Source organism: Streptomyces cinerochromogenes (genome assembly GCF_014648635.1).
Lineage (GTDB): Bacteria > Actinomycetota > Actinomycetes > Streptomycetales > Streptomycetaceae > Streptomyces > Streptomyces cinerochromogenes.
Map to the genome: position 1 here is coordinate 84,002 of NZ_BMRM01000013.1, position 19,298 is coordinate 103,299.

Below are 19,298 nucleotides of genomic sequence, written 5' to 3' on the forward strand. Positions count from 1 at the left end.
GCAGGACGGCCCTGCGGGACAACCCCGCGGGGACGATCCCGCAGGACAGCTCCGCAGAACCACAGCAGACCACCGCAGAAGGACATCGCAGTCGCTCCTGCATCCGGACGTCCCCGACCACCTCGCCGACCGCGCCCCGGCGCTCGCCCACCCCGCGCGGCAGGTGATCGCCGCGCTCGCCCCCCGGAACCGCCGCACCCGCACCCGCACGAGGAGACCCACGATGGCTCCCACCGAGCCCACCTACGCCGTCACCGGTGCCACCGGCCGCCTGGGCGGACGCATCGCCCGCCGCCTGGCCGCCGCCGGCATCCCCCAGACCCTCCTGGCGCGTGCCCCCGCCCGCGCGCCCGAGTTGCCCGGCGCGACCGCGGTACCCGGGGCCTACCACGACCACGAGGCCGTCGTACGCGCCCTGCGCCGCACCGACCGTGTGCTGATGGTCTCCGCCTCGGAGTCCCCCGACCGGCTCCAGCAGCACCGCGCCTTCGTCGACGCCGTGGCCCGGGCCGGCGTCGCGCACCTGGTGTACATCTCCTTCTACGGCGCCGCACCGGATGCGACCTTCACCCTGGCCCGGGACCACTGGCACACCGAACAGCACATCCGCGCCAGCGGGGTGCCCTTCACCTTCCTGCGCGACAACCTGTACGCCGACTTCATGCCCGGCCTCGTCGGCGACGACGGCGTCATCCGCGGCCCCGCCGGTGACGGCCGGGTCGCCGTCGTCGCCCAGGACGACATCGCCGACGCCGCCGTGGCGGTGCTCCGCGACCCGGCCCCGCACGTCGGCCGCGTCCACGAACTGACCGGCCCCGACGCTCTCACCCTCGCCGACGTCGCGGCCACCCTCACCGCCACCACCGGCCGCCCCGTCTCCTATCACCCGGAGACGGTCGAGGAGGCCTACGCCTCCCGGGCACACCACGGTGCCCCCGACTGGCAGCTCGACGCCTGGGTCTCCACCTACACCGCCATCGCCGACGGCTCCCTCGCCCGGGTGACCACGGCCATCAGCGAGCTGACCGGCCACCCCGCCACCCCGCTCCATCGGGTCCTGCGGACCGGCCCCGGCCCAGCAGCCCAGGCCTGACCCGTCAACCACCGCCCGCGGGCTCCCGCTTGAGGGAGGAGGCGCCCGGGTGCCGGGGCGCCGGGGTGCCGCCACGGTCACCTGGCGTTCAGTAGCCGATGGTGAAGCGGCGCTGGATGAAGGGGACACCTGCACGGCCTGGTGTCCCTGGAGGTCTACGGCCACATGCACACCCAGACCACCAACCCGGACAAACTCTTCCGGGAGGAACTTACCCAGCTTCTCGGCATGCTGGGCGTTCCGCACCGGAGCTGAACGTCCCGGGCGCCGGCCGGCTCCCCGCACCGCCGCGTTCGACACCGCGCCGTGGGAGGAGACGGCCGCACCTCACCGCGTCAGGACCTCCTACTCAACCCCGGCCGGCACCGGACCGGACCCGCGGGCGCCCTTGTGGCCCCTGCCACGGATGACACCCGTGATCCACGCGCGCAGGCGCGTGACGTCTCCGAACGACGCGACGTCCGTCCTGTCCGATGCGGACAGCACTCCCACGAGCACCTCATGGCCGGCCTGGTCGAACGCCGTTGCCGGGCCCCCCGAGTCGCCCCCGGCCGGAAGGCCGCTGCCGCGCTGTACGCAGAAGTCTCCGGCTCCCACCAGCAGATCACATCGCCGATCCGAGTGCGCCACGATCTTCACCTGCGCCTGCTTGAGCACGTTCGACTGGCACGAGGCCTCGTTCTTCGGCGGCGCACAGGTGGCTCCCCATCCGTAGGCCCGCACGCTGCGCCCCTCCTTCACGCGGTCACCGCGTCCCAGCTTGATCGGCTCGACGCCCAGGCGGGGCACCCGCACGAGGGCGACGTCGGCCCCGGGCGCGAAGAAGGTGGCGTTCGGGACCCGGTGGACGACCTTCCCGCGCCGCTGATCGAGACTGCCGACGCGGAAGGCGACGTCCCAGTTGTCGTACCGGACGCAGTGCCCCGCGGTGATCACCCACTGGGGGTCGACGACGGTGCCCGTGCAGGACGGCTCGCCGTCCGTGTACACACGCACCGCCCACGGGCCGTGCTTGCTGACCGTGCCTCCCTGGATGGCGGAGGCCGGTTCCGCCATCGTCAGAGAGACGGCGACGAGACCCAACGCCGCGCCGCACACGCGTAGTTTGCTCCACATGAGTGTTCCTCAGGTTTGGTAGGGGGAGACGGGTGTGACGTCATGCCACCCCGTCAGTGACTGCCAGTTGTCTGCATCCGGCAAGACCGACGGCCCTTCGGGGCGGTTCCGCGGCCGCGCGGTCTGTGCACTCCTGGACCTGCCACTGACGCTGTTGAGTCATGTCGGCGCCGGCGAGCGGTGGTTGTCGCGGCAGGGCCCTGGGCATGACGCGTGAGGCGTCTCACGCCGCCGCCGGTGGCCGTCTCCCCGTGACCGTCACGCGCCGGTGTGCAGGTGGGCGGCCCAGGTGCTGACCAGCCTGGGGTATTGGTCCCGCAGCGACCGGAGCGTCCTGTGCAGTGCCAGGGCCGCGTCGTCCGGGCCGGCTTCGGTTTCGACGAGGTGGCCGTAGAAGGCCGTGGCGACCCGGAGGGCGGCAGCGTCGTTCACCTGCCACAGGGTGCCGATGACATGGGGGAAGCCGGCGAGCTGGAACGCCGATGTGAGGTGGATGGCTTCGTCGAGCAGGGGGTCGGCCGCGGTGGCGGCAGTGCTGCAGGCGGACAGGTAGGCGAGCTGGCCCTGCTGGAGGTGCAGGGTGTTCAGGCGTCGCACGGTCATGGGGGCGCCCTCGTGGTCCGCGAGCAGCAGCGTGCTGTGGGACGGGTCCGTCGGATGGCACAGGGCGTGGCAGGCGAAGTGCACGATGGGGTAGTCGGCCACGTGTGTCATGACCTGTGCGCTGGTCGGAGCCGACAGGTGGAGCGATGCGGGGAGCAAGGCCTTCAGGAGGTCGGCTTCTCGACCGGCGCAGTCAAGTGGCGCGTCAAGTCCGGGAGTTGTCGGCATGGCGACCACGAGCGCCTTGTCCGGGCGCCGGTGGTGGTTCCTGCTGCGCGCACGGGAGAAGTCCAGCGCGCGGAGACTGGGTGAGAAGGAGGAGACCACGCGGTCCATCACCGTCCGGCGGTCCACGGCGTCGGGGCTGTCGTCGTGGTGGCCGGCCGCGTGCAACGGGAGTTGTCCCAGCAGTCCTCCCGGTACCCACCACACGCGCGGCCACGGCGTCGACGTCCGGTGCGTCGTGTCGATACCGAGGTGATGCAGCACGGGGCCGGTGGCGTTGTCCCAGAGCCAGGCGAGACCCGCCCGCAAGCGGTCCTGGGCGCCCTGGCGCTGCACGGGGTCCAGTCGCGCGTCCGCGGTGTGCCGCAGCGCCCGCTGGAAGGCCCGGAGCTGACTCCGTACCGCCTGGGGATCGAGTGCGGGCAACTCCAGGTTCGTCACGCCGCCTTCCGTGATGATCAGGGCATCACTGCGGTACGTGCTGATGTTGTGGACGACGATGGGACCCTGCGCGGCCTGGGCGGTCAGCGACTCGAGGGTCGGGGGCATGGCGAACGAGGCGAAACCGGGCTGCCGGCGGATCTCCTGGAGCAACGTGGTGAGTTCCTCGGCCGGATGACGGCTGTGAGGGGAGGCCAGCGCCGGTGAGCCACCGGCGGTCTCCTCCTCCCCCTCCCAGTCACCGTCGGGAAGATGCAGGGCGGAGCGGATGTCGACGAGGTGCCGTGCGAGGGCGGGATGGTGCTGTTGGAGGAGTGCGACGTCACCGCGCACCTCAAGCGCCTGACCGATCAGTACCGCGCGGCCCGCCTCCAGCAGCGTCAGAGCCCGCAGTGGCGCGGGATCCAGCCCTTCCACCTCCCCGCCGGCGAGTGTGAGCGCAACCGCGTCGGCGACGAGGCCCGGGAACGCCGACAACGCGCGCTGCTGCACGTCCCGCGTCTGCTGTCGCGGGGCGGTCTCGGGCAGCAACCGCACCGCTGTACCGAGAACCCGGGCGGCTTCCCCGGGGTCGTCCGGGGCCAGGATGTCGGCGGCGGCCCGGGCGGCGTGGATCCGGGCCGTCGGCGCCGCGGTGGGGTACGCGGATGCGCGCACGTAGGCGTCGATCGCCGCGGTGCGGTCGGAGTCGTCGCCGTCGGTGCGGTGACGGTGGTGCAGCAGTGCGGCCAGTCGTGTGAGGTCGGTGGCGCGGGCCGCCCGCGGCACCGCCGTCGCCTCGACCACACGCCGGGAGACCTCCACGGCTTCGTCAAGGGACCGGCGGTCCCCGGTGCGAGCGTGACGGAGACGCAGAAGCTCACCGAGACTCGACTGGCATGCCACCCGGTCCGCATCGTGACCGGGCAGAGCGCGGAGTACGGCGCGGCACGCCGCGATCAGGTCGTCGAGCGGGCCGAGAGGACCTGCGGGATCCGGTCCCCCGTGCGACCACCAGACGCACAGCGCCCGGTACAGCTCGTGATCAGGGTCCTCGGCGGTCAGACAGGCCTGTGCCTGTTCCAGCGATCGCAGGACCTCTGCACGATCCCGTTCGTCCCGCCACCGCTCGAAGGCCAGCCGATGGGCGCACGCGAGATTGAAGTACAGCCGGGCCGGCCCCTGACCGGTGGTGGGGAGCATCCGCGCCAGCTGACGCAGTGCGGTGATCGCGCCCTTGAGGTCTTCCGGCTCCCCGGCCCGCTCGTAGCGTTCTCGTAGGGCATCGGCCAGGAACCAGTGGTGCGCGGCCTGCTCGTGGTGGCCCGGGGGCGTCGCCGCCATGGCGGAGCGCACGGCACGCAGGGCTGTGTCGAGTTCGGGCAGCCGCCCCGAATGCTCGTACAGGGCGAGCCTGGCGCAGGCCAGGGCCAGGTGGGAGTACCTGTGGCCGCCGGATTTCAGGTCCTGGAGCAGAGTTTCCTGCATGTCGATCGCCGTGTGAACGCGAAGCTCCGCGTACGGCTGTGTGTCGGGGTTGTCGAACTGGGCTCTGAGTTCTTCGAGGAAGGCGTCGAAGTCGAGGCGCCCCCCGGCGGTCTGCCGCACGGGGATCGGTACAAGGGCCGCGCTGTAGTCGTCGACGGCCTTCTGTACGCCCGGTAAGCCTCCGAGTGTTTCCGGTGGCTCGCTCAGGACTTTCTTCAACTGCTGCGCGTAGGGCCACTCGGGAGATGTCGTCGGGATGGCGGCCAGCGTCTCGCGTACCTTCACGAGGATCGGCAGCAGTCCGCCGTTCCAGCGGTTGTTCTCAAGGCGCACGACGCCGTGCTCGTCCATGAAGTAGCCGATGTTCTCCCGTTGCGGAAGGCCGGCGGAGGCGGGGACGTACGGTTGGGCCTTCGTGGCCGCAGCGGCGGCCTCCATGTCCCGCCAGTCGCGGGTGACTTGGGACCGCAGTCGGTAGGCGTCCCGAAGGGCGTGCTCGAGCATCGCCACATGCGGGCTGTCGTCGTCCGCGAGCTCCAGTCCCGTGCGGAGTACGTCGATCGCCTCGTGCACGTTCGCGGCTTCGTCCGTCACATGGAACCGGAAGGCCAGTGCGTGGCCGAGGCGAAGGAAGTACAGGGGGTACTCGGGATCTTCCGGGCGCGCAGAGCCTTTCAGCAGCCTGTTGATCTCGATTTCCGTGTCGAGATCCGTGACGCTGCCCGTCAGACGGTAACGGGCGTTGTGTGAGGCGGCGAGATTGGTCTGCAGGGAGGCGAGCAGCGGGTGACCGGGCGGCGCTTCGTCGACGGACTGGCGGCATGCGGCCACGGACGCGTCGATGTCGCTTTCGCTCCCGGATTTCTGTGACCGCTTACGCAGGGCCGAGCCCAGGTGGGCCAGCGCGTTGAGGCGTACCGTCGGATCGGGCCCGGGAACCGCCGAGGCCCACCGGTACCGGCCGATCGCGGAGTCCAGGTCCGCGGGCTCCGACAGGCGCTCCTCCCTCAGCTCCAGGACACGGCCGTGGAGCAGGAGCACCTCGGCGACCTGCGGAGCACCGTCGGGCAGTCGACGCCTGGTGGTCTCCAGCAGCGCCACCGCCGCGTCGATGTCCTCCCGCGTGCCGGTGGTCTCGAAGCGGGTCGTCAGCATCCCGGCCAGGCTGTGGACGACCTCGCTGTGCAGAGGGCCGGCTTCGTCGGTGGTGTGGAGCAGCAGCGTCAGGAGGTGGATGCTCTTGTCGAGATCCGTGCTCCGCCGGTGCAGTCGGTACAGCTCGGACACCGCCTCGGCGAGGTCGCTGATCTCTGCCACCCGCAGCTCGCGGGGATAGCCGGCAGGGGTGCTCCGGACCAGTTCGTCGAAGGCGTCGGCGGCTCCCTGAAGGTCCGCTGCGGACCCGGTCCTTCGGTACCGGCTGTCCAAGGCGGTGGCCAGGGCGTGGAGGCAGGTCCGCCGATCGGCTTCCTCGGCGTCCGCCAGCGCGCGGTGGGCGTCCTTGACGACTGCGTCGAGTTCCTGCGACCGCGCCGTACGTCTGAGGTGGAGGCGCGCCATCATGCGCCGTCGGCTCGTCACGTCAGGAGGGGTCGGATGGCCGGCAGGAGTGATCTGCTGGGCCGTGCGGCTCGCTTCGTAGGCTGCCTTCAGATCCGCCTCGGCGTCCTCGGAGAGGAAGCGTCCGAACAAGGCGTTGGCCAACGCGTCCAGGCGGCGGGCTCGGTCACCGTGCTCCGGAGGGGTTACGGAAACGATGGCTCGGCCCACGTCGACCAGTAGGTCGACCTGCTCCGGCCCATAGGTGCCGCCGGTGGGCAGCACCCTGGCGATGATCTCCTCACGCGGGCCGCTGGGTGCTTCCCGGAGGCTGCGTGCCCAGGCGGACACCAACACGCTGGGCGGGGGGCCCGCCGAACCGGCGAACGTCTCGTCCAGTCGGTCGGTGAGCAGCCGCAACGAGCGCTCGGCCAGGACCGGCACCAGGGGGGCCGGGAGGTCCGGCCGCCCAACGCCGTAGCACGGCAGCAGGAGTTCCTCCGCTCTTGCGCGCTCCCGCGGGGTGTCGCGCCCGGAGCGAACGCGACTGCGGTACCAGTGGAACAGGCCAAGGGCGAAGTGGCTGCGAAAACCGGGGTCGGAATCGAGCGTACCGGCCAGCTCTCTCGCTTCGGCCTCTGCCTTCTCGTCGAGCAGACGGCCCGGATCACCGTGCGCGTGGAACCACCGCAACCGCGCTTCCATGGACGCCAGTGCGTCTCGGCCCACGGCTGTTCACCCCCCGGTCACGCTCCCCGACTCACCTTCCCACGCGAGGAGTCGAACCGCCATCGTGTGGTCACACCGGCTGCCTGGGCTGCGGCCATCCGACGGTCAGGGGAATCACATGGCTCTGCCCCTGCACCAGGAGTGTCATCGCCCGGCCGGTGCGGGCATCGAGTGGACCGTGGTGGTCCAGGCCCAGCCCACGGGCCAGTTCGGGGGCGTGCAACCGGGTCGCCGCCTCCACGAGTACGGCGTACGTCTCCACCGCCCGGCGGCCTCGCTGCCGTGCCGTCACGAACAGGCCGGCGACCACAACGGAGGCGGGCCACCAGAGGACGGCGACCGCTGTGTAGAGCACGGCCCAGCCGGCCAGCGTCGTGGCCCTGGTGATCCGCTCCCGGGCCTCCCGGATCTCGGTGCGTGCCTGGTCCGGCAGCATGAGCCACAGAAACGGCCAGACACTGGGCAGGTCCAGACCGCACTCCTGCCGGTAGCGCGTCACGACGGCCTGCACACGGTCCCCCATCCACGTGGGACGGGCGGGACGCTCCTGGGCGGTCGCCAGGACTCTGCTCAGCGCCAGGTCCAGGTCCAGTTCGCTGACACCGGAAGGCGGGTTGCCGGGAATGCGGCCGCTCAGGTACCGCTCCCTCAGCGCGCCCTCGACCCGATGGGCGTCGTCCCAGCGGCGCTGCCGGGCCGACACCCGCAGCAGGGCCAGTGCCCGGAGGGGCCGCGGCCAGGACTGCCAGCCCTCCGCGAGCCACAGCCGCTCGACCAGCGAGCCGACAGCCGAGGCGGCGAGCCCGACGGTGGCCGCGGCCACCCCGAGCACCACCATGTACACGAGCGCGGAGGCGTTGTCCCGCGGTGCGAGCGTCTCCACCCGTCCGGCCAGAGACGCGACGTCGAAACCCTTGAGGCGCCGGGCGGCAGCCACCGCGCACACGTACAGCACCCCGGGCAGCACCAGCAGGGTCAGCCAGCGCTCGGCGAACTTCTTGCCCACCTCCGCGAGCAGACCGGTCACGAGGCGATCCAGGCGAGATCCTCATCGAACAGGGTGCAGCGCGGACGGGTCGCCACGGTCGCGTCCGGCCGTACCATCCGGGCACAGCGTCCGCGAGGGCAATGGAAGACGATCTCCGTACGACGTGCGGGTCCGAGTCCGCCGGAGGGCACCGTGAGCGGGCCCCTGCCGACCTCGCCGTACAGGCCCAGCTCGTCACCGGCCTGCCGCAGGGCGTCGTCCAGGGCGTCGAGCGGGCCGGTCAGCACGGCGGTGCCACCGCCGCCGGACCGCAGCAGATCGAGGACGGCGTCGAGCGGCGCGGGATCGTCCAGGAGCCGACGGATGCCGTCGGACGTCTCACATATGCGGGCAACGGCCTTCTTGGCCCTCATCTCCATGTCCACGCGCTCACCCTAGAGTCTGCCGGAGCGGGGTATCCGGGAATCGGCGGCGACAACCGCCCGATCACGGACTTCGGCCGGACCAGGAGGAATCAAGGAGGTTGGTGGGGCGCGTGCGCACCGGCCGAGGCAGAGCAGCTGGTCATCAGCCTCTCCCCCGTTGCGTGACCGCCGGGGCGAACCGCTCGCCCCGGGTCAGGGGTGGGCGCCTTCCTCCAGCTTCTCGAAGAAGAACTCGTGCTTGGGGAAGGAGACGTCGTACTCGTGGCCGGGATGCGGCGGCAGCAGCTGGGAGGCCTGGAAGAGGCGCCACCCGTCCTGCAGGGCGGCGAGTGCCGTGGAGTAGGGCGGCTCGTCGCCGTCACCGGTCGTCGGACGGGTTCGGCCGGTCCCGTCGTACCGGGACCAGCCCACGACGTCCGAGTCGAGCGCCGAGGAGGCGAGGTAGAGGACCAGAACCTGCTGTCTCATGCGGTCCTCCGCGGGGCCGGCCGGTTGCTGACGCGCGTGACCCAGTGGTCGATGTCGAAGGACTCGTCGCCGGTCAGCGCCCGCCACAGCAGGACCCGGTTGTAGACCTCCAGTCGGGCGGCGGCTTGCTCGTACCAGGGGAAGTACGTGCCGAGCTCCGCGGTCACGGCCGGGTCGTGCAGGTCGGAGGTGTCCCAGAGCCGCACCTGCGGCACGGTCGGGTTGAGGCGGAGCTTGTACAGGGAGCGACGGTGCGCGGTGTCGTTGCGGCGGCCGCTGTGCCAGATGCCGTGGTGCACGAGGACGACCGTGCCCGCAGGACAGGTCAGGCGCGTCTGCCCCCTGAGGTTCTGGACGCGGCCGATGTCCGTCTCGTTGATCCTGCGCAGATGGCTTCCCGGCACGCTGAGCGTGCCGCCCATCTCGGGGGTCACATCGTGCGGGTAGTACATGAGCTGGATGTCGAACGCGTCCGGCCGTACGTCGATGATCGCGTCCGCGTGCAGGGCCTGTGCCTTCCCCTCGTGGGGCTCGCGCACGTGCACCGCGTGGTGGTCCACGGTCGGCTCCGGGCCGACCAGGCTCTCCACGGCGCCGGCGACGTCCGGGAGGGCGAGCAGTCCGTGGATGAAGGTGTCCCGGGTGAACGCCCCGCTCAGCGGAGCACCGTAGGGCACCTGCGGTATGCCCTCGGCCAGGGTCGCGAGGGCCCGTTCGTTGATCTCCTGCGGCACCACCCCGTCCAGGCGCAGGAAGCCCTGCGCGACGAAGCGCGCCATCTGAACCGACGTCAGGAGGTGCTTGCTGGTTGGCATGCGACGAACGTACGGGCCGGGCTCGTCCGGGTCGTGGGCCGAAATCGTCCACTGCTGGTTAGTTTTCACCCTCATGGAGTTCACCACGCCACGGCTCGACGAGCCGCCCGCAGTGGTCGATGCCGGGATCGGGGTGCACGGCGTCTCCACCGCGCACGACGTCTTCCGGCTGCCCGACCTGTGGCAGCTGCACCTTTACCACTACGAGGGTGTCCTGTCCCTCGGGCGGTCGGTCCACCCCATACGACCCGGCCACGTCAGCCTGGTACCGCCGGACACGGAGGTGCACTTCCACTACCGGGGCCGGTCGGAGCACGTCTACGTCCACCTCCGGCTGCACGGCGGCGGAACCGCGCGGAGAGTCCCGGTGATGCAGGACGCCGCGGCCGAGAGCACCCGCCTGGCCGATCTGCTCCGGAACGCCGTGACGGCCATGCCGACTTCTCCCGCGCGAACCACCGCCGAGGTGTGGGCGGCTCTGTGGCGCATCGCCGAGTTGCCCGGGATCGAGGGAGCCGGACCCGGGCGCCACCATCCCCTCGTGGCCGCCGCACAGGCCCACGTCGAGGAGCACCTGGCCGGCCCGCTGTCCGTACCGGACATCGCTCGCGCGGTCGGGATCTCCCACACCCACCTGACGCGCGTGTTCCGTGCCGAGACCGGCCGCACGGTCGTGTCGTACATCCGGCACCGGCGCCTCCAACGCGCACGCCACCTCCTGCTGTCGTCCACCCTGTCCGTCACCGCCATCGCCGCGGCCGTGGGCATCGCCGACCTCCAGGCCTTCAACAAGGCCTGCCGCCGCGAGCTGGGCGCGAGCCCGCGTGACGTACGTGCGAGGGGGCGGGAGGGAACAGGCCGAGGCTGAAGCCGGGCTGACGGCCCCGCTGTCGAAGCGCATCGACTCCGCCATTCGCCGTCGCAGACTCTGCCGGACTCCGGCAACCGAGCCTGCGAAAGAAACTTTCTTTGTGCGCGCACTCTTGTTTCGCGCGAAACAGGTCCGTTAGCTTCGCCTGTCGAGTGAAGCGCTTCGACACCCTTCCACCGGGAAATGGGCCGCCACCATGCCACACGAGTCGAACCGCGCAAGCGTCGGCGGCGCAGCGGCGTCGGTCGCGGGGGCGGTCGTGCCGAGCCGGTGGAGCACCGACTTCCGCGTCGGTCAGCCGACCGGCTCCCGGCTCGCGGACCCCCTCCCGTACACCGAAAGGACCTGGTGGCTTGTCAGACACCGGCCCCGCCAACCCCGTGATCCCCGGCTTCCACCCCGACCCCAGCATCTGCCGGGTCGGCGGTGACTACTACCTCGCCTGTTCCAGCTTCGAGTACTTCCCCGGCGTACCCCTCTTCCACAGCCGGGACCTGGTGCACTGGACGCAGATCGGCAACGTCCTGGACCGTCCGGGCCAGCTGCGTCTGACGGCCGACGTGCCGTCCTCCGCCGGGGTCTACGCCCCCACGCTGCGCCACCACGACGGACGCTTCTGGCTGATCGTCACCGATGTCCGGGAAGGCGGCGGCCACCTGATCGTCACCGCCACGGACCCGGCCGGCCCCTGGTCGGATCCCGTCCGGCTCCCCGATGTGCCCGGCATCGACCCCGACCTGGCGTGGGACGAGGACGGCACCTGCTGGTGCACCGTCGCCGGGGTGTCGCAGGTCCGCATCGACCCGTACACCGGGAAGACCTACGGTCCGCTGCGCAAGACGTGGTCCGGCGCGCCCGGCGACAAGGCCCCGGAGGCGCCGCACCTGTACCGGATCGGCGACTACTGGTACCTGCTCATCGCCGTGGGCGGCACCGAGCGCGGCCACGGCGTGGCGGTCGCCCGCGGCCGCAGGCCCGACGGCCCGTTCGAGCCCTGTCCGGCCAACCCGATCCTCACCCACCGCAGCACCGACCACCCGGTGCAGAACACCGGGCACGCCGACCTGGTCCAGGCTCCGGACGGCTCCTGGTGGATGGTGCTGCTCGGTGTACGACCGCGCGGCGGCACCCCCGGATGGCACGTGCTCGGCCGGGAGACCTTCCTCGCGCCCGTGACCTGGGTGGACGACTGGCCGGTCGTCGGCGAGGTCGCCCTGGACCTGTCGGATCTGCCGTGGCCCCTCGTCCCGGGCCCGGAGGAGGAACGGAGGGACGACTTCGACCGGAACGCACTGCGGCCGGCGTGGATCTCCGTGCGGGACCGTCCGGCCGAGCACTGCACCACCGAGGAGCGCCCCGGATGGCTGACGCTCCGCGCGCGGGACGGCAGCCTCGACGCGCCCGGCGTCGTCTTCACCGGCCGGCGCCAGCAGCACCCGTCGTGCCGGGCGCGCACTCTGGTCGACCCCTCGGAGGGCTGCGGGGGCCTGGCCGTGCGGCTGGACGAGCGGCACCACTACGCGGTCGAGGCGTCCGGCACGGAGGTGCGGGTCGTCGCACGCGTCGGCCCGCTTCGCACGGTCGTCGCCACGCACCCCGTTTCCGACGGGCCGGTGGTCCTCGGCCTCACCGTCACCGACCCGCCGCCTCCGCACGGGCCGTGCACGGGACCCGACGTCGTCTCCCTCGGCTACGAGCAGCCGGACGGCACCTTCACCGTGCTCGCGGCCCTCGACGGCCGTTACCTGTCGACCGAGGTGGCCGGCGGCTTCACCGGTCGCGTCATCGGCATGTACGCCGCCGCCGGCACCGTCCACTTCGACTGGTTCGACTACGAGCCCCTCACGTCATGACACATGACCACCGGTCCGGCCACCGATCCGAACAACGTCCCGGCCAACGTCCCGGCCACCGATCCGACCGCCGTCCGACGACCGACCGAAAGGAACGACAGGTGAAGGACATACGCCACCCCTCACCGCACCGCGGGCGCGGTCCCGGGCACCTGGCCGCCCTGCTGCTGACACTGCTCGTCGTCGTGGGCCTGTCCAGCGGCACCACGATGGCCACGGCTGCCGGTAACCCGGCGCACCCGGCACGGTCGCAGCTGCGGGTTCCGGCCTCCGCCATGGACGCCGTGGCGGCCATGCAGCCCAGCTGGAACCTCGGCAACACGCTGGACGCGATCCCCGACGAGACGTCCTGGGGCAACCCGCCGGTCACCAAGGCCCTGTTCGACACCGTCCGCGCGCAGGGCTTCCGCAGCGTCCGCATCCCGGTCACCTGGACCGCCCACCAGTCCGCCACCGCCCCCTACGCCATCGACGCCACCTTCATGAGCCGTGTCAAGCAGGTGGTCGACTGGGCGCTGGCCGACGGCCTGTACGTCGTGCTCAACGTCCACCACGACTCGTGGCAGTGGATCTCGGACATGCCCACCGACCACGACACGGTCCGGGCCCGGTTCGACGCCGCCTGGACCCAGATCGCCGCCACGTTCCGGGACGAGCCGCGTGCCCTCCTCTTCGAGAGCGTCAACGAACCGCAGTTCAACAACGCCACGGACGCGCAGAAGACCCAGCTCCTCGACGAACTCAACACCTCCTTCCACACCCTCGTCCGCGGCTCGGGAGGCGGGAACACGAGCCGTCTGCTGGTCCTGCCCACGCTGGGCTGCACGCCCTCGCAGGCCCTCATGGACGACCTGTCCGCCACGATCGGCGAGCTGCACGACCCCAACCTGGTCGCCACCGTGCACTACTACGGCTGGTACCCGTTCAGCGTGAACATCGCGGGCGGCACCCGGTACGACGCGACCGCCCAGAAGGACCTGACCGACGCCTTCGCCCGCATGCACGACGTGTTCGTCGCCCGGGGCATCCCCGTCTACCTCGGCGAGTACGGCACCCTCAGCTGGCCCGACTACACCCACCCCGACCCCATCGAGCGGGGTGAGGGCCTGAAGTACCTTGAGCAGCTCGGGTACCAGGCGCGTGTCGCCGGGGTCACCACCGCCCTGTGGGACCCGTTCTCCTTCCTGAACCGCTCCACCCTCCAGTGGCGGGACCCCGCGCTGTTCGCCTGGATCAGGTCGAGCTGGACCACCCGCTCGGGCACCGCCTCCTCCGACAAGGTCTTCGTGCGGAAGTCGAGCCCGGTCACGGCCCAGACGCTCACCCTGAACCCGAACGGCACCACCTTCCGGGGCCTGTGGCAGGGCGGCACCCGGCTCGTCCCGGGACGCGACTACACGCTCTCCGACAGCCGGCTCACCCTCACCGCCGCCGCGCTGACCCGGCTGACCGGCGACCACGCCTACGGGGTCGACACGACGCTCCAGGCCCGGTTCTCCCGGGGGCTGCCCTGGAACATCGACATCGTCACCTACGACCCTCCGGTGCTGTCGAACGCCACGGGGACGACGGCCTCGTTCACCGTGCCCACGCAGTACCGCGGTGACGTGCTGGCGACCATGGAGGCCACGTACGCGGACGGCGGCAACGCCGGCCAGGCCGACTGGACCCCGTACCAGGAGTTCAACCGCGCGTTCTCGCCGGACTACTCGGCCGGCCGGATCAGTCTGACGCCCGACTTCCTGGGCGCGCTGCGCGACGACGCACCCGTGACGCTGACCTTCCACTTCTGGAGCGGTGCCACCGTCACCTACCACGTCACCAAGTCCGCGGGCTCGGTCACCGGCACGACGTCCTGACCGATCGGCCGCTCGCCCTGGTCGCCCGCTCCCCCGGGCAACCAGGGCACACCCGTGTTCCGGCCCGGCTCTCACTCCTCCTTCGGCGGGGCCGTGCTCTCCCGGACGGTCAGGGTGGCGGCGATCTCCAGCCCCCGCTGCGGCACGGGCTCGCCGCGGCCTAGCGCCAGGGCCGGCTCGGTGGCGGCCATCGCCGTCTCGGCCAGCGGCTGATGGACGGTGGTCAGGGGCGGATCCACCGAGGCGACGACCGGGACGTCGTCGTGGCCCACGACGCTCAGGTCGTGCGGGATACGCAGGCCCAGCTCGCGTGCGGCCTGGTAGACGCCGAGCGCCTGCATGTCGTTCGCGGTGAACACGGCGGTGGGACGGTCAGGGCGGGACAACAGCTCGACCGCCGCGCCGTAGCCGTGCTCCCGCCTGAGCTGGGTCTTCACCACCATGATCCAATAGGTCCGGCGGACAAGGGAGTGTCGGATTCATGGGCGGATTGATCGGGGCGGGTGTTCCGCTGCTGCTCGGGACGGTGTTCATGGCTGTCGGCCTCGGCCTCCGGCGTCGCACACGGAGGCTGCGGCAGCAGGGGGCGAAGGCCCGGGGGACGGTCGTCCGGTTTCACACCCGGCGCGACGTCGACTCCCACAGCACGATGTACAGCCCGGTGGTCCAGTGGGTGACCGGCGACGGCCGGACCGTGGAGGCCGTGTCACCGATCGCCAGGAACACGGTCGGTGATCTCCGTGCGGGCGCTGCGGTGACGGTCTTCTACGATCCGGACAACCCGAAGCGGATGCTCGTCGACGGGCACGACGGCGCCGCGCTGGCCGTCGTCTTCTGCGTCGTCGGGACCGTGGGCCTGGCGGCCGGCCTCCTGGTCGTCGGCTTCCTGGTCGCTTGACGGGCCCACGGCAGCACACCGGGGGCCCCGCGGCGGCACACCGGGGCTGCTCGGCGTCCCCGCTCCACGCCACCCGCTCGCGCCCGGGCGTCAGGAACCGCCGGGTTCCCGCTCGTGCAGGGTGATCGCCCCGGAGGGGCAGACACCGGCGGCCATCCGTACGGCCGCGCGCTGGGCGGCGGGCGGTTCTGGGTTCAGCAGGAGCACCCGACCGTCCTCGGCATCCTGGTCGAAGACCTCCGGCGCGGTCAGTGCGCACATCCCGGCGCCGATGCAGCGTTCCCGGTCGGCGTGCAGGCGCGTCGTCGTCATGACGTCTCCTTGTCCCAGGTGACCGGGAGGCTCTTGACCCCGAAGATGTCCGCCGTCTCCGGGCGCAGGACGACCTCCTCAGCCGGTACGGCCAGACGCAGCGTGGGGAAGCGGTCGACCAGTGCGCGGAACGCGACCCGCATCTCGATGCGGGCCAGTTGCTGCCCCAGACACTGGTGGATGCCGTGGCTGAAGGCGAGGTGCCCCTCGTACGGCCTGCGGAGGTCGAGCACGTGGGGGTCGGTGAAGCGCTCGGGGTCGCGGTTGGCGGTGTGGTACGACAGGACCACCGTCGTGCCGGCCTCGATGGTCCGGCCGCCCAGCTCGACGTCCTCCAGTGCCGTCCTCCAGAACGTCTTGGCGACGCTCAGATACCGCAGCAACTCCTCCACGGCCTGGTCGGTGAGCGCGGGATCGGCGCGCAGCGCGGCCAGTTGTGCCGGGTTCTGCAGCAGTGCGAAGGTGCCGAGGGAGAGCATGTTCGCGGTGGTGTCGAATCCGGCCGACAGCAGGAGCAGGCTGATCCCCTTCAGCTCCTCGTCGGTCAGGTCGCTGCCGGTGAGTTCGCTGAGCACGTCGTCGGTGGGGTTCGCGCGCTTGGCGGCCACCAGCCCCGCGAGGTACTCCTGGGTCGCGGTGTAGGCCGCTATCAGTTCCTCGTCGCTCGCCTCCCCGCCCATGAACGTGTCGATCTGCTCCTGGAAGGAGCCCCGGTCCTCGTACGGCACCCCCAGCAGTTCGCAGATCACGACCGTGGGGATGGGCTTGGCGAACGCGGTCACCAGGTCGGTCGGCGGCCCGGCCTTCTCCATGGCGTCCAGGCAGTCGGCGGTGACCTGCTCGATGCGTTCGGTGAGCAGTCGCATCCGCCGTACGGTGAACTTGCCCACCAGCGGCTTCCGGTAGCGGCTGTGCTGCGGTTCGTCCATGAGGAGGAACTCGCCGGGCGGCGCCGGCGGGATCTCGAAGTCGACCACGTTCATGAGCTCCTTGCGGGAGCTGAACCGCGGGTCGGCCAGCACCGACCTGACCATGTCGTATCCGGTGATCATCCAGCCGGGTTTGCCGCCGGGGTGGGTGTAGCGGCTGATGGGTCCGTGCCGGCGGGCGTCGAGCAGCTCCGCCGGCGGGTCGAAGGGACAGCCGGGACGACGCTGCGCCGGCAGCGGCGTGACGGTGTGGAGGGACTCGCTCATGACCGTTCCTCATCTCACGATATGACGTTCGGGACGCTTGAAAGCTACGTTGCATTTACAAGTCCGTCAATCAACTTGAACACGTTATCCCAGCTCACACGCGGAAAACTGATGCAATGACACTGACGTTGAATGCAACGCCGCGTTGCAATGAATGGCCCCTGAACGCAATGCCGGAGGGCGCGTGCCCCCTCCTGCGAGGAAGCGGACCGAAGGACCGGTGAGGTCGCGGCCTCGTCGGCCGGGTCGGCGCCGCTGTACCCGGCCGGGTCGGCGCCGCTGTGCCCTTGGGGGAGCCGTGCTCCAGGGCCCGCACGCTCAACCCACCGGCTCGGGAGTGCTTTCAGCGGGCAGTGTGCGCATGGTTCTGAGCGGCGACAGGACGTTGGGGAGGGCGCTCAGCGTCATACCGGCTGCGCCCATCCACAACGTGGGCGCTGCGCCGAACACGGAGCCCGACGCCCCGCCCAGGACGCCTCCCAGAGGAATGCCGCCCCAGGACACGAACCGGGCTGTGGCGCTGACGCGGCCGAGGAGCCGGTCCGGCGTGAGGGCCTGCTGCAGGCTTGATTGGGCCACGACCCGCACCACTCCCCCCAGAGACAGCGTCGCGAGCCCGATCGCGGCAACGCACACGCTCCAGCCCGGTCGGGCCAGCGGCATCAGGACGGTCCCCGGGCAGGTGACCAGGGGGGCGAGCCAGATCACCGGACCGTACCCGACGCGTTTGGTGGCCCTGGTCGCCGACAGCGCGCCCAGCAGAGCACCGCAGCCCATCCCCGACAGAACGAGACCCACGCCGAAGGAACCGATTCCCAGCTCCCGTTCCAGGTGGACCAGCAGCATGGTCTGGTAGACGACGAGGGAGAGGTTGAACAGCGAGTCCCCCAGCATCATGGCCCGTAGAGCGGGTCGTTGGAGAACATACGCCAGCCCTTCCTTGATCTCTCGGCCCAGATGGGGACGTTCACTCGACTCGGGCTTCTGCTCGCGTCTGCCGATGGTGCTCGCCAGCAGCCCTGACATGGCCATCCCCGCCGCACTCACCAGCAGTGTCGCGGGCGCACCGAGCAGGCCGACCATCGGCCCGGCGATCGACGGTCCGCTGATGCTGGTCACCGAGCGCATCGCCGAGAGCTTCGCGTTCGCTTCGACGAGGCTGACGCGTCCCACCAGGTGGGGCAGATAGCTGACGTAGGCGACGTCGAAGAAGACGGTCAGGACACCATGGACCAGGGCGACCGCATAGAGCCACCAGATCGTCAGGGAGCCGGCCCACCACGCGACCGGTACCGTCAGCAGGACCAGCGAGCGTGCGGCGTCGGTGCTGATCATCACGGATCGCTTCCGCATACGGTCGACCCACGCGCCGGCCGGTAACCCGACCAGGAGTGAGCCTGCCGTGGTCATCGCTGTCAGCAACCCGACCTGAAGGTTGCCGGCGTGCAGGGCCACGATCGCGACCAAGGGCAGGGCGAGGAAGAGGACGCGATCGCCCAACTGCCCCAGGGCGGTGGCGGCGAAGAGACGTCCGAAGTCGGGATCACGCAGAAGCCCGAGTCGGGAGGGTGTCGGCATCCGGCTCTCCTACGGGTGTTCGCGCCGTCGCGGTGCCGACTGCCGTGGCTGGGGAAGCTCGGCAGCGAACTCGTACACCACTTCCCGGCGCGCGTCAGGGATGACGATGTCGGCGGTTTCGACGGGCCGTCCGTCCGTGTCGTAGATGGTCCGCTCGATCTGCAGCACGAGGTCGCCGGCACTGATCCCCAACAGGTTCGCCTGCGTCCGCGTGGCCCTGGCCGGGCGAGGCACCTCGACCACCGTGTCGATGAGCACGCCGATGGAGCGCATGCGTTCGGGCACCCCCTTCCCCGCCAAAGGGCCCGTCTCGGGCAGCACGATCGGCGTTCCGTCCGTGAGGGCCATCGGTTCCCACGACTCGGAGAGCTGGACGGGCTGACCGTCGGCGAGGAACTCGTAGTGGGTACGGACGCAGAGGTCCCCCGGGCGGACGGCGAGCCGCTCGGCGATCGCCTCGGGGGCGGGGACGCGCACCTGGCTGTACGCGTCCCAGGCGTCGGCCCTGCCCCGCTCCCTCAGGCCGGCGCCGTACGGGGATCCGCCCCGGCGTTCACGGTGGCGCGAGCGGACCAGTCGCAGGCGCTCGCGCGGTGTGCGGACGTAGGTGCCCGAGCCGACGCGGCCTTCGAGAAGGCCGTCGATGATCAGACGGTCCATGGCTCTCTGGACGACGTTGCGCCCGACGCCGTACTCCTCCGCGAGCCGCACCCGGGACGGCAGCCGCTCCCCGACCTCCCACTCCCCCGCCAGGATTCGCGTGCGGAGCATGTCGGCCACGGCAAGGTACGGCGCTTCTCTGGGCACGGCTGAAACTCCGGT

The 19,298-nt window shown here is 71.0% G+C and carries 15 protein-coding genes and 1 pseudogene; 5 read left to right on the forward strand and 11 right to left on the reverse strand.

Translation table 11 applies throughout. From position 1 onward, the window contains the following. Positions 1-223 precede the first annotated feature (223 nt). Complete coding sequence (locus IEZ20_RS24580; RefSeq protein WP_189302390.1) at positions 224-1,093, forward strand: SDR family oxidoreductase; 870 nt, start codon at positions 224-226, stop codon at positions 1,091-1,093. Positions 1,094-1,438: 345 nt separating this feature from the next. Here the strand turns inward: IEZ20_RS24580 and IEZ20_RS24585 are convergent, their stop codons facing one another. From IEZ20_RS24585 to IEZ20_RS24610, 6 genes are all read right to left on the reverse strand, one after another. Further along, positions 1,439-2,209, reverse strand: coding sequence for a S1 family peptidase (locus tag IEZ20_RS24585; protein WP_189302392.1), 771 nt, complete (start codon positions 2,207-2,209; stop codon positions 1,439-1,441). Between the two features lie 258 nt (positions 2,210-2,467). Further along, the gene (locus tag IEZ20_RS24590; RefSeq protein WP_189302394.1) at positions 2,468-7,213 is read right to left on the reverse strand and encodes a CHAT domain-containing protein; all 4,746 of its coding nucleotides are present in this window, start codon (positions 7,211-7,213) and stop codon (positions 2,468-2,470) included. A gap of 70 nt (positions 7,214-7,283) precedes the next feature. Then, positions 7,284-8,240 (reverse strand): hypothetical protein, encoded by a 957-nt coding sequence (locus tag IEZ20_RS24595; protein ID WP_189302396.1) that lies wholly within the window; start codon positions 8,238-8,240, stop codon positions 7,284-7,286. Beyond that, entirely contained in the window at positions 8,237-8,626 is a 390-nt protein-coding gene (locus IEZ20_RS24600; RefSeq protein WP_189302398.1) for a hypothetical protein, read from the reverse strand. The genes IEZ20_RS24595 and IEZ20_RS24600 overlap by 4 nt, the downstream gene beginning before the upstream one ends. 192 nt (positions 8,627-8,818) lie before the next feature. Then, entirely contained in the window at positions 8,819-9,094 is a 276-nt protein-coding gene (locus tag IEZ20_RS24605) for a hypothetical protein (RefSeq protein WP_189302400.1), read from the reverse strand. Next, the gene (locus IEZ20_RS24610) at positions 9,091-9,909 is read right to left on the reverse strand and encodes a phytanoyl-CoA dioxygenase family protein (protein ID WP_189302402.1); all 819 of its coding nucleotides are present in this window, start codon (positions 9,907-9,909) and stop codon (positions 9,091-9,093) included. The genes IEZ20_RS24605 and IEZ20_RS24610 overlap by 4 nt, the downstream gene beginning before the upstream one ends. Positions 9,910-9,982: 73 nt before the next feature. Between IEZ20_RS24610 and IEZ20_RS24615 the strand changes: the two genes are divergently transcribed. From IEZ20_RS24615 to IEZ20_RS24625, 3 genes are all read left to right on the forward strand, one after another. Next, positions 9,983-10,777: an AraC family transcriptional regulator gene (locus IEZ20_RS24615; protein WP_189302405.1), complete on the forward strand. Its 795-nt coding sequence runs from the start codon at positions 9,983-9,985 to the stop codon at positions 10,775-10,777. Positions 10,778-11,133: 356 nt separating this feature from the next. Beyond that, complete coding sequence (locus IEZ20_RS24620) at positions 11,134-12,633, forward strand: glycoside hydrolase family 43 protein (protein ID WP_189302407.1); 1,500 nt, start codon at positions 11,134-11,136, stop codon at positions 12,631-12,633. A 101-nt stretch (positions 12,634-12,734) separates the two neighbouring features. Then, entirely contained in the window at positions 12,735-14,492 is a 1,758-nt protein-coding gene (locus IEZ20_RS24625; RefSeq protein ID WP_189302409.1) for a cellulase family glycosylhydrolase, read from the forward strand. Between the two features lie 71 nt (positions 14,493-14,563). Here IEZ20_RS24625 and IEZ20_RS24630 read toward each other — a convergent pair. Beyond that, positions 14,564-14,935: pseudogene (locus IEZ20_RS24630) on the reverse strand (LacI family DNA-binding transcriptional regulator); the annotation flags it as partial. Between the two features lie 38 nt (positions 14,936-14,973). On the opposite strand from IEZ20_RS24630, the gene IEZ20_RS24635 reads away from it, so the two are divergent. Continuing rightward, a complete protein-coding gene (locus tag IEZ20_RS24635; RefSeq protein ID WP_189302411.1) occupies positions 14,974-15,390 on the forward strand; it encodes a DUF3592 domain-containing protein in 417 nt (138 codons plus the stop codon). A 90-nt stretch (positions 15,391-15,480) separates the two neighbouring features. Here the strand turns inward: IEZ20_RS24635 and IEZ20_RS24640 are convergent, their stop codons facing one another. From IEZ20_RS24640 to IEZ20_RS24655, 4 genes are all read right to left on the reverse strand, one after another. Further along, a complete protein-coding gene (locus IEZ20_RS24640; protein WP_189302413.1) occupies positions 15,481-15,702 on the reverse strand; it encodes a ferredoxin in 222 nt (73 codons plus the stop codon). Continuing rightward, positions 15,699-16,898 (reverse strand): cytochrome P450, encoded by a 1,200-nt coding sequence (locus IEZ20_RS24645; RefSeq protein ID WP_189302415.1) that lies wholly within the window; start codon positions 16,896-16,898, stop codon positions 15,699-15,701. Before IEZ20_RS24645 ends, IEZ20_RS24640 begins: the two co-directional genes overlap by 4 nt. A 318-nt stretch (positions 16,899-17,216) precedes the next feature. After that, positions 17,217-18,476, reverse strand: coding sequence for an MFS transporter (locus IEZ20_RS24650; RefSeq protein ID WP_189302417.1), 1,260 nt, complete (start codon positions 18,474-18,476; stop codon positions 17,217-17,219). Positions 18,477-18,485: 9 nt separating this feature from the next. Then, on the reverse strand, positions 18,486-19,283 hold the full coding sequence (locus tag IEZ20_RS24655; RefSeq protein WP_189302419.1) for a GntR family transcriptional regulator: 798 nt from the start codon (positions 19,281-19,283) through the stop codon (positions 18,486-18,488). Positions 19,284-19,298 lie beyond the last annotated feature (15 nt).

Bases quoted from the DNA above. Each gene is read 5' to 3' on its own strand.
- IEZ20_RS24580 (WP_189302390.1), top strand. From the start codon at position 224: ATGGCTCCCACCGAGCCCACCTACGCCGTCACCGGTGCCACCGGCCGC.
- IEZ20_RS24585 (WP_189302392.1), bottom strand. From the start codon at position 2,209: ATGTGGAGCAAACTACGCGTGTGCGGCGCGGCGTTGGGTCTCGTCGCC.
- IEZ20_RS24605 (WP_189302400.1), bottom strand. From the start codon at position 9,094: ATGAGACAGCAGGTTCTGGTCCTCTACCTCGCCTCCTCGGCGCTCGAC.
- IEZ20_RS24610 (WP_189302402.1), bottom strand. From the start codon at position 9,909: ATGCCAACCAGCAAGCACCTCCTGACGTCGGTTCAGATGGCGCGCTTC.
- IEZ20_RS24615 (WP_189302405.1), top strand. From the start codon at position 9,983: ATGGAGTTCACCACGCCACGGCTCGACGAGCCGCCCGCAGTGGTCGAT.
- IEZ20_RS24635 (WP_189302411.1), top strand. From the start codon at position 14,974: ATGGGCGGATTGATCGGGGCGGGTGTTCCGCTGCTGCTCGGGACGGTG.
- IEZ20_RS24640 (WP_189302413.1), bottom strand. From the start codon at position 15,702: ATGACGACGACGCGCCTGCACGCCGACCGGGAACGCTGCATCGGCGCC.
- IEZ20_RS24645 (WP_189302415.1), bottom strand. From the start codon at position 16,898: ATGAGCGAGTCCCTCCACACCGTCACGCCGCTGCCGGCGCAGCGTCGT.
- IEZ20_RS24650 (WP_189302417.1), bottom strand. From the start codon at position 18,476: ATGCCGACACCCTCCCGACTCGGGCTTCTGCGTGATCCCGACTTCGGA.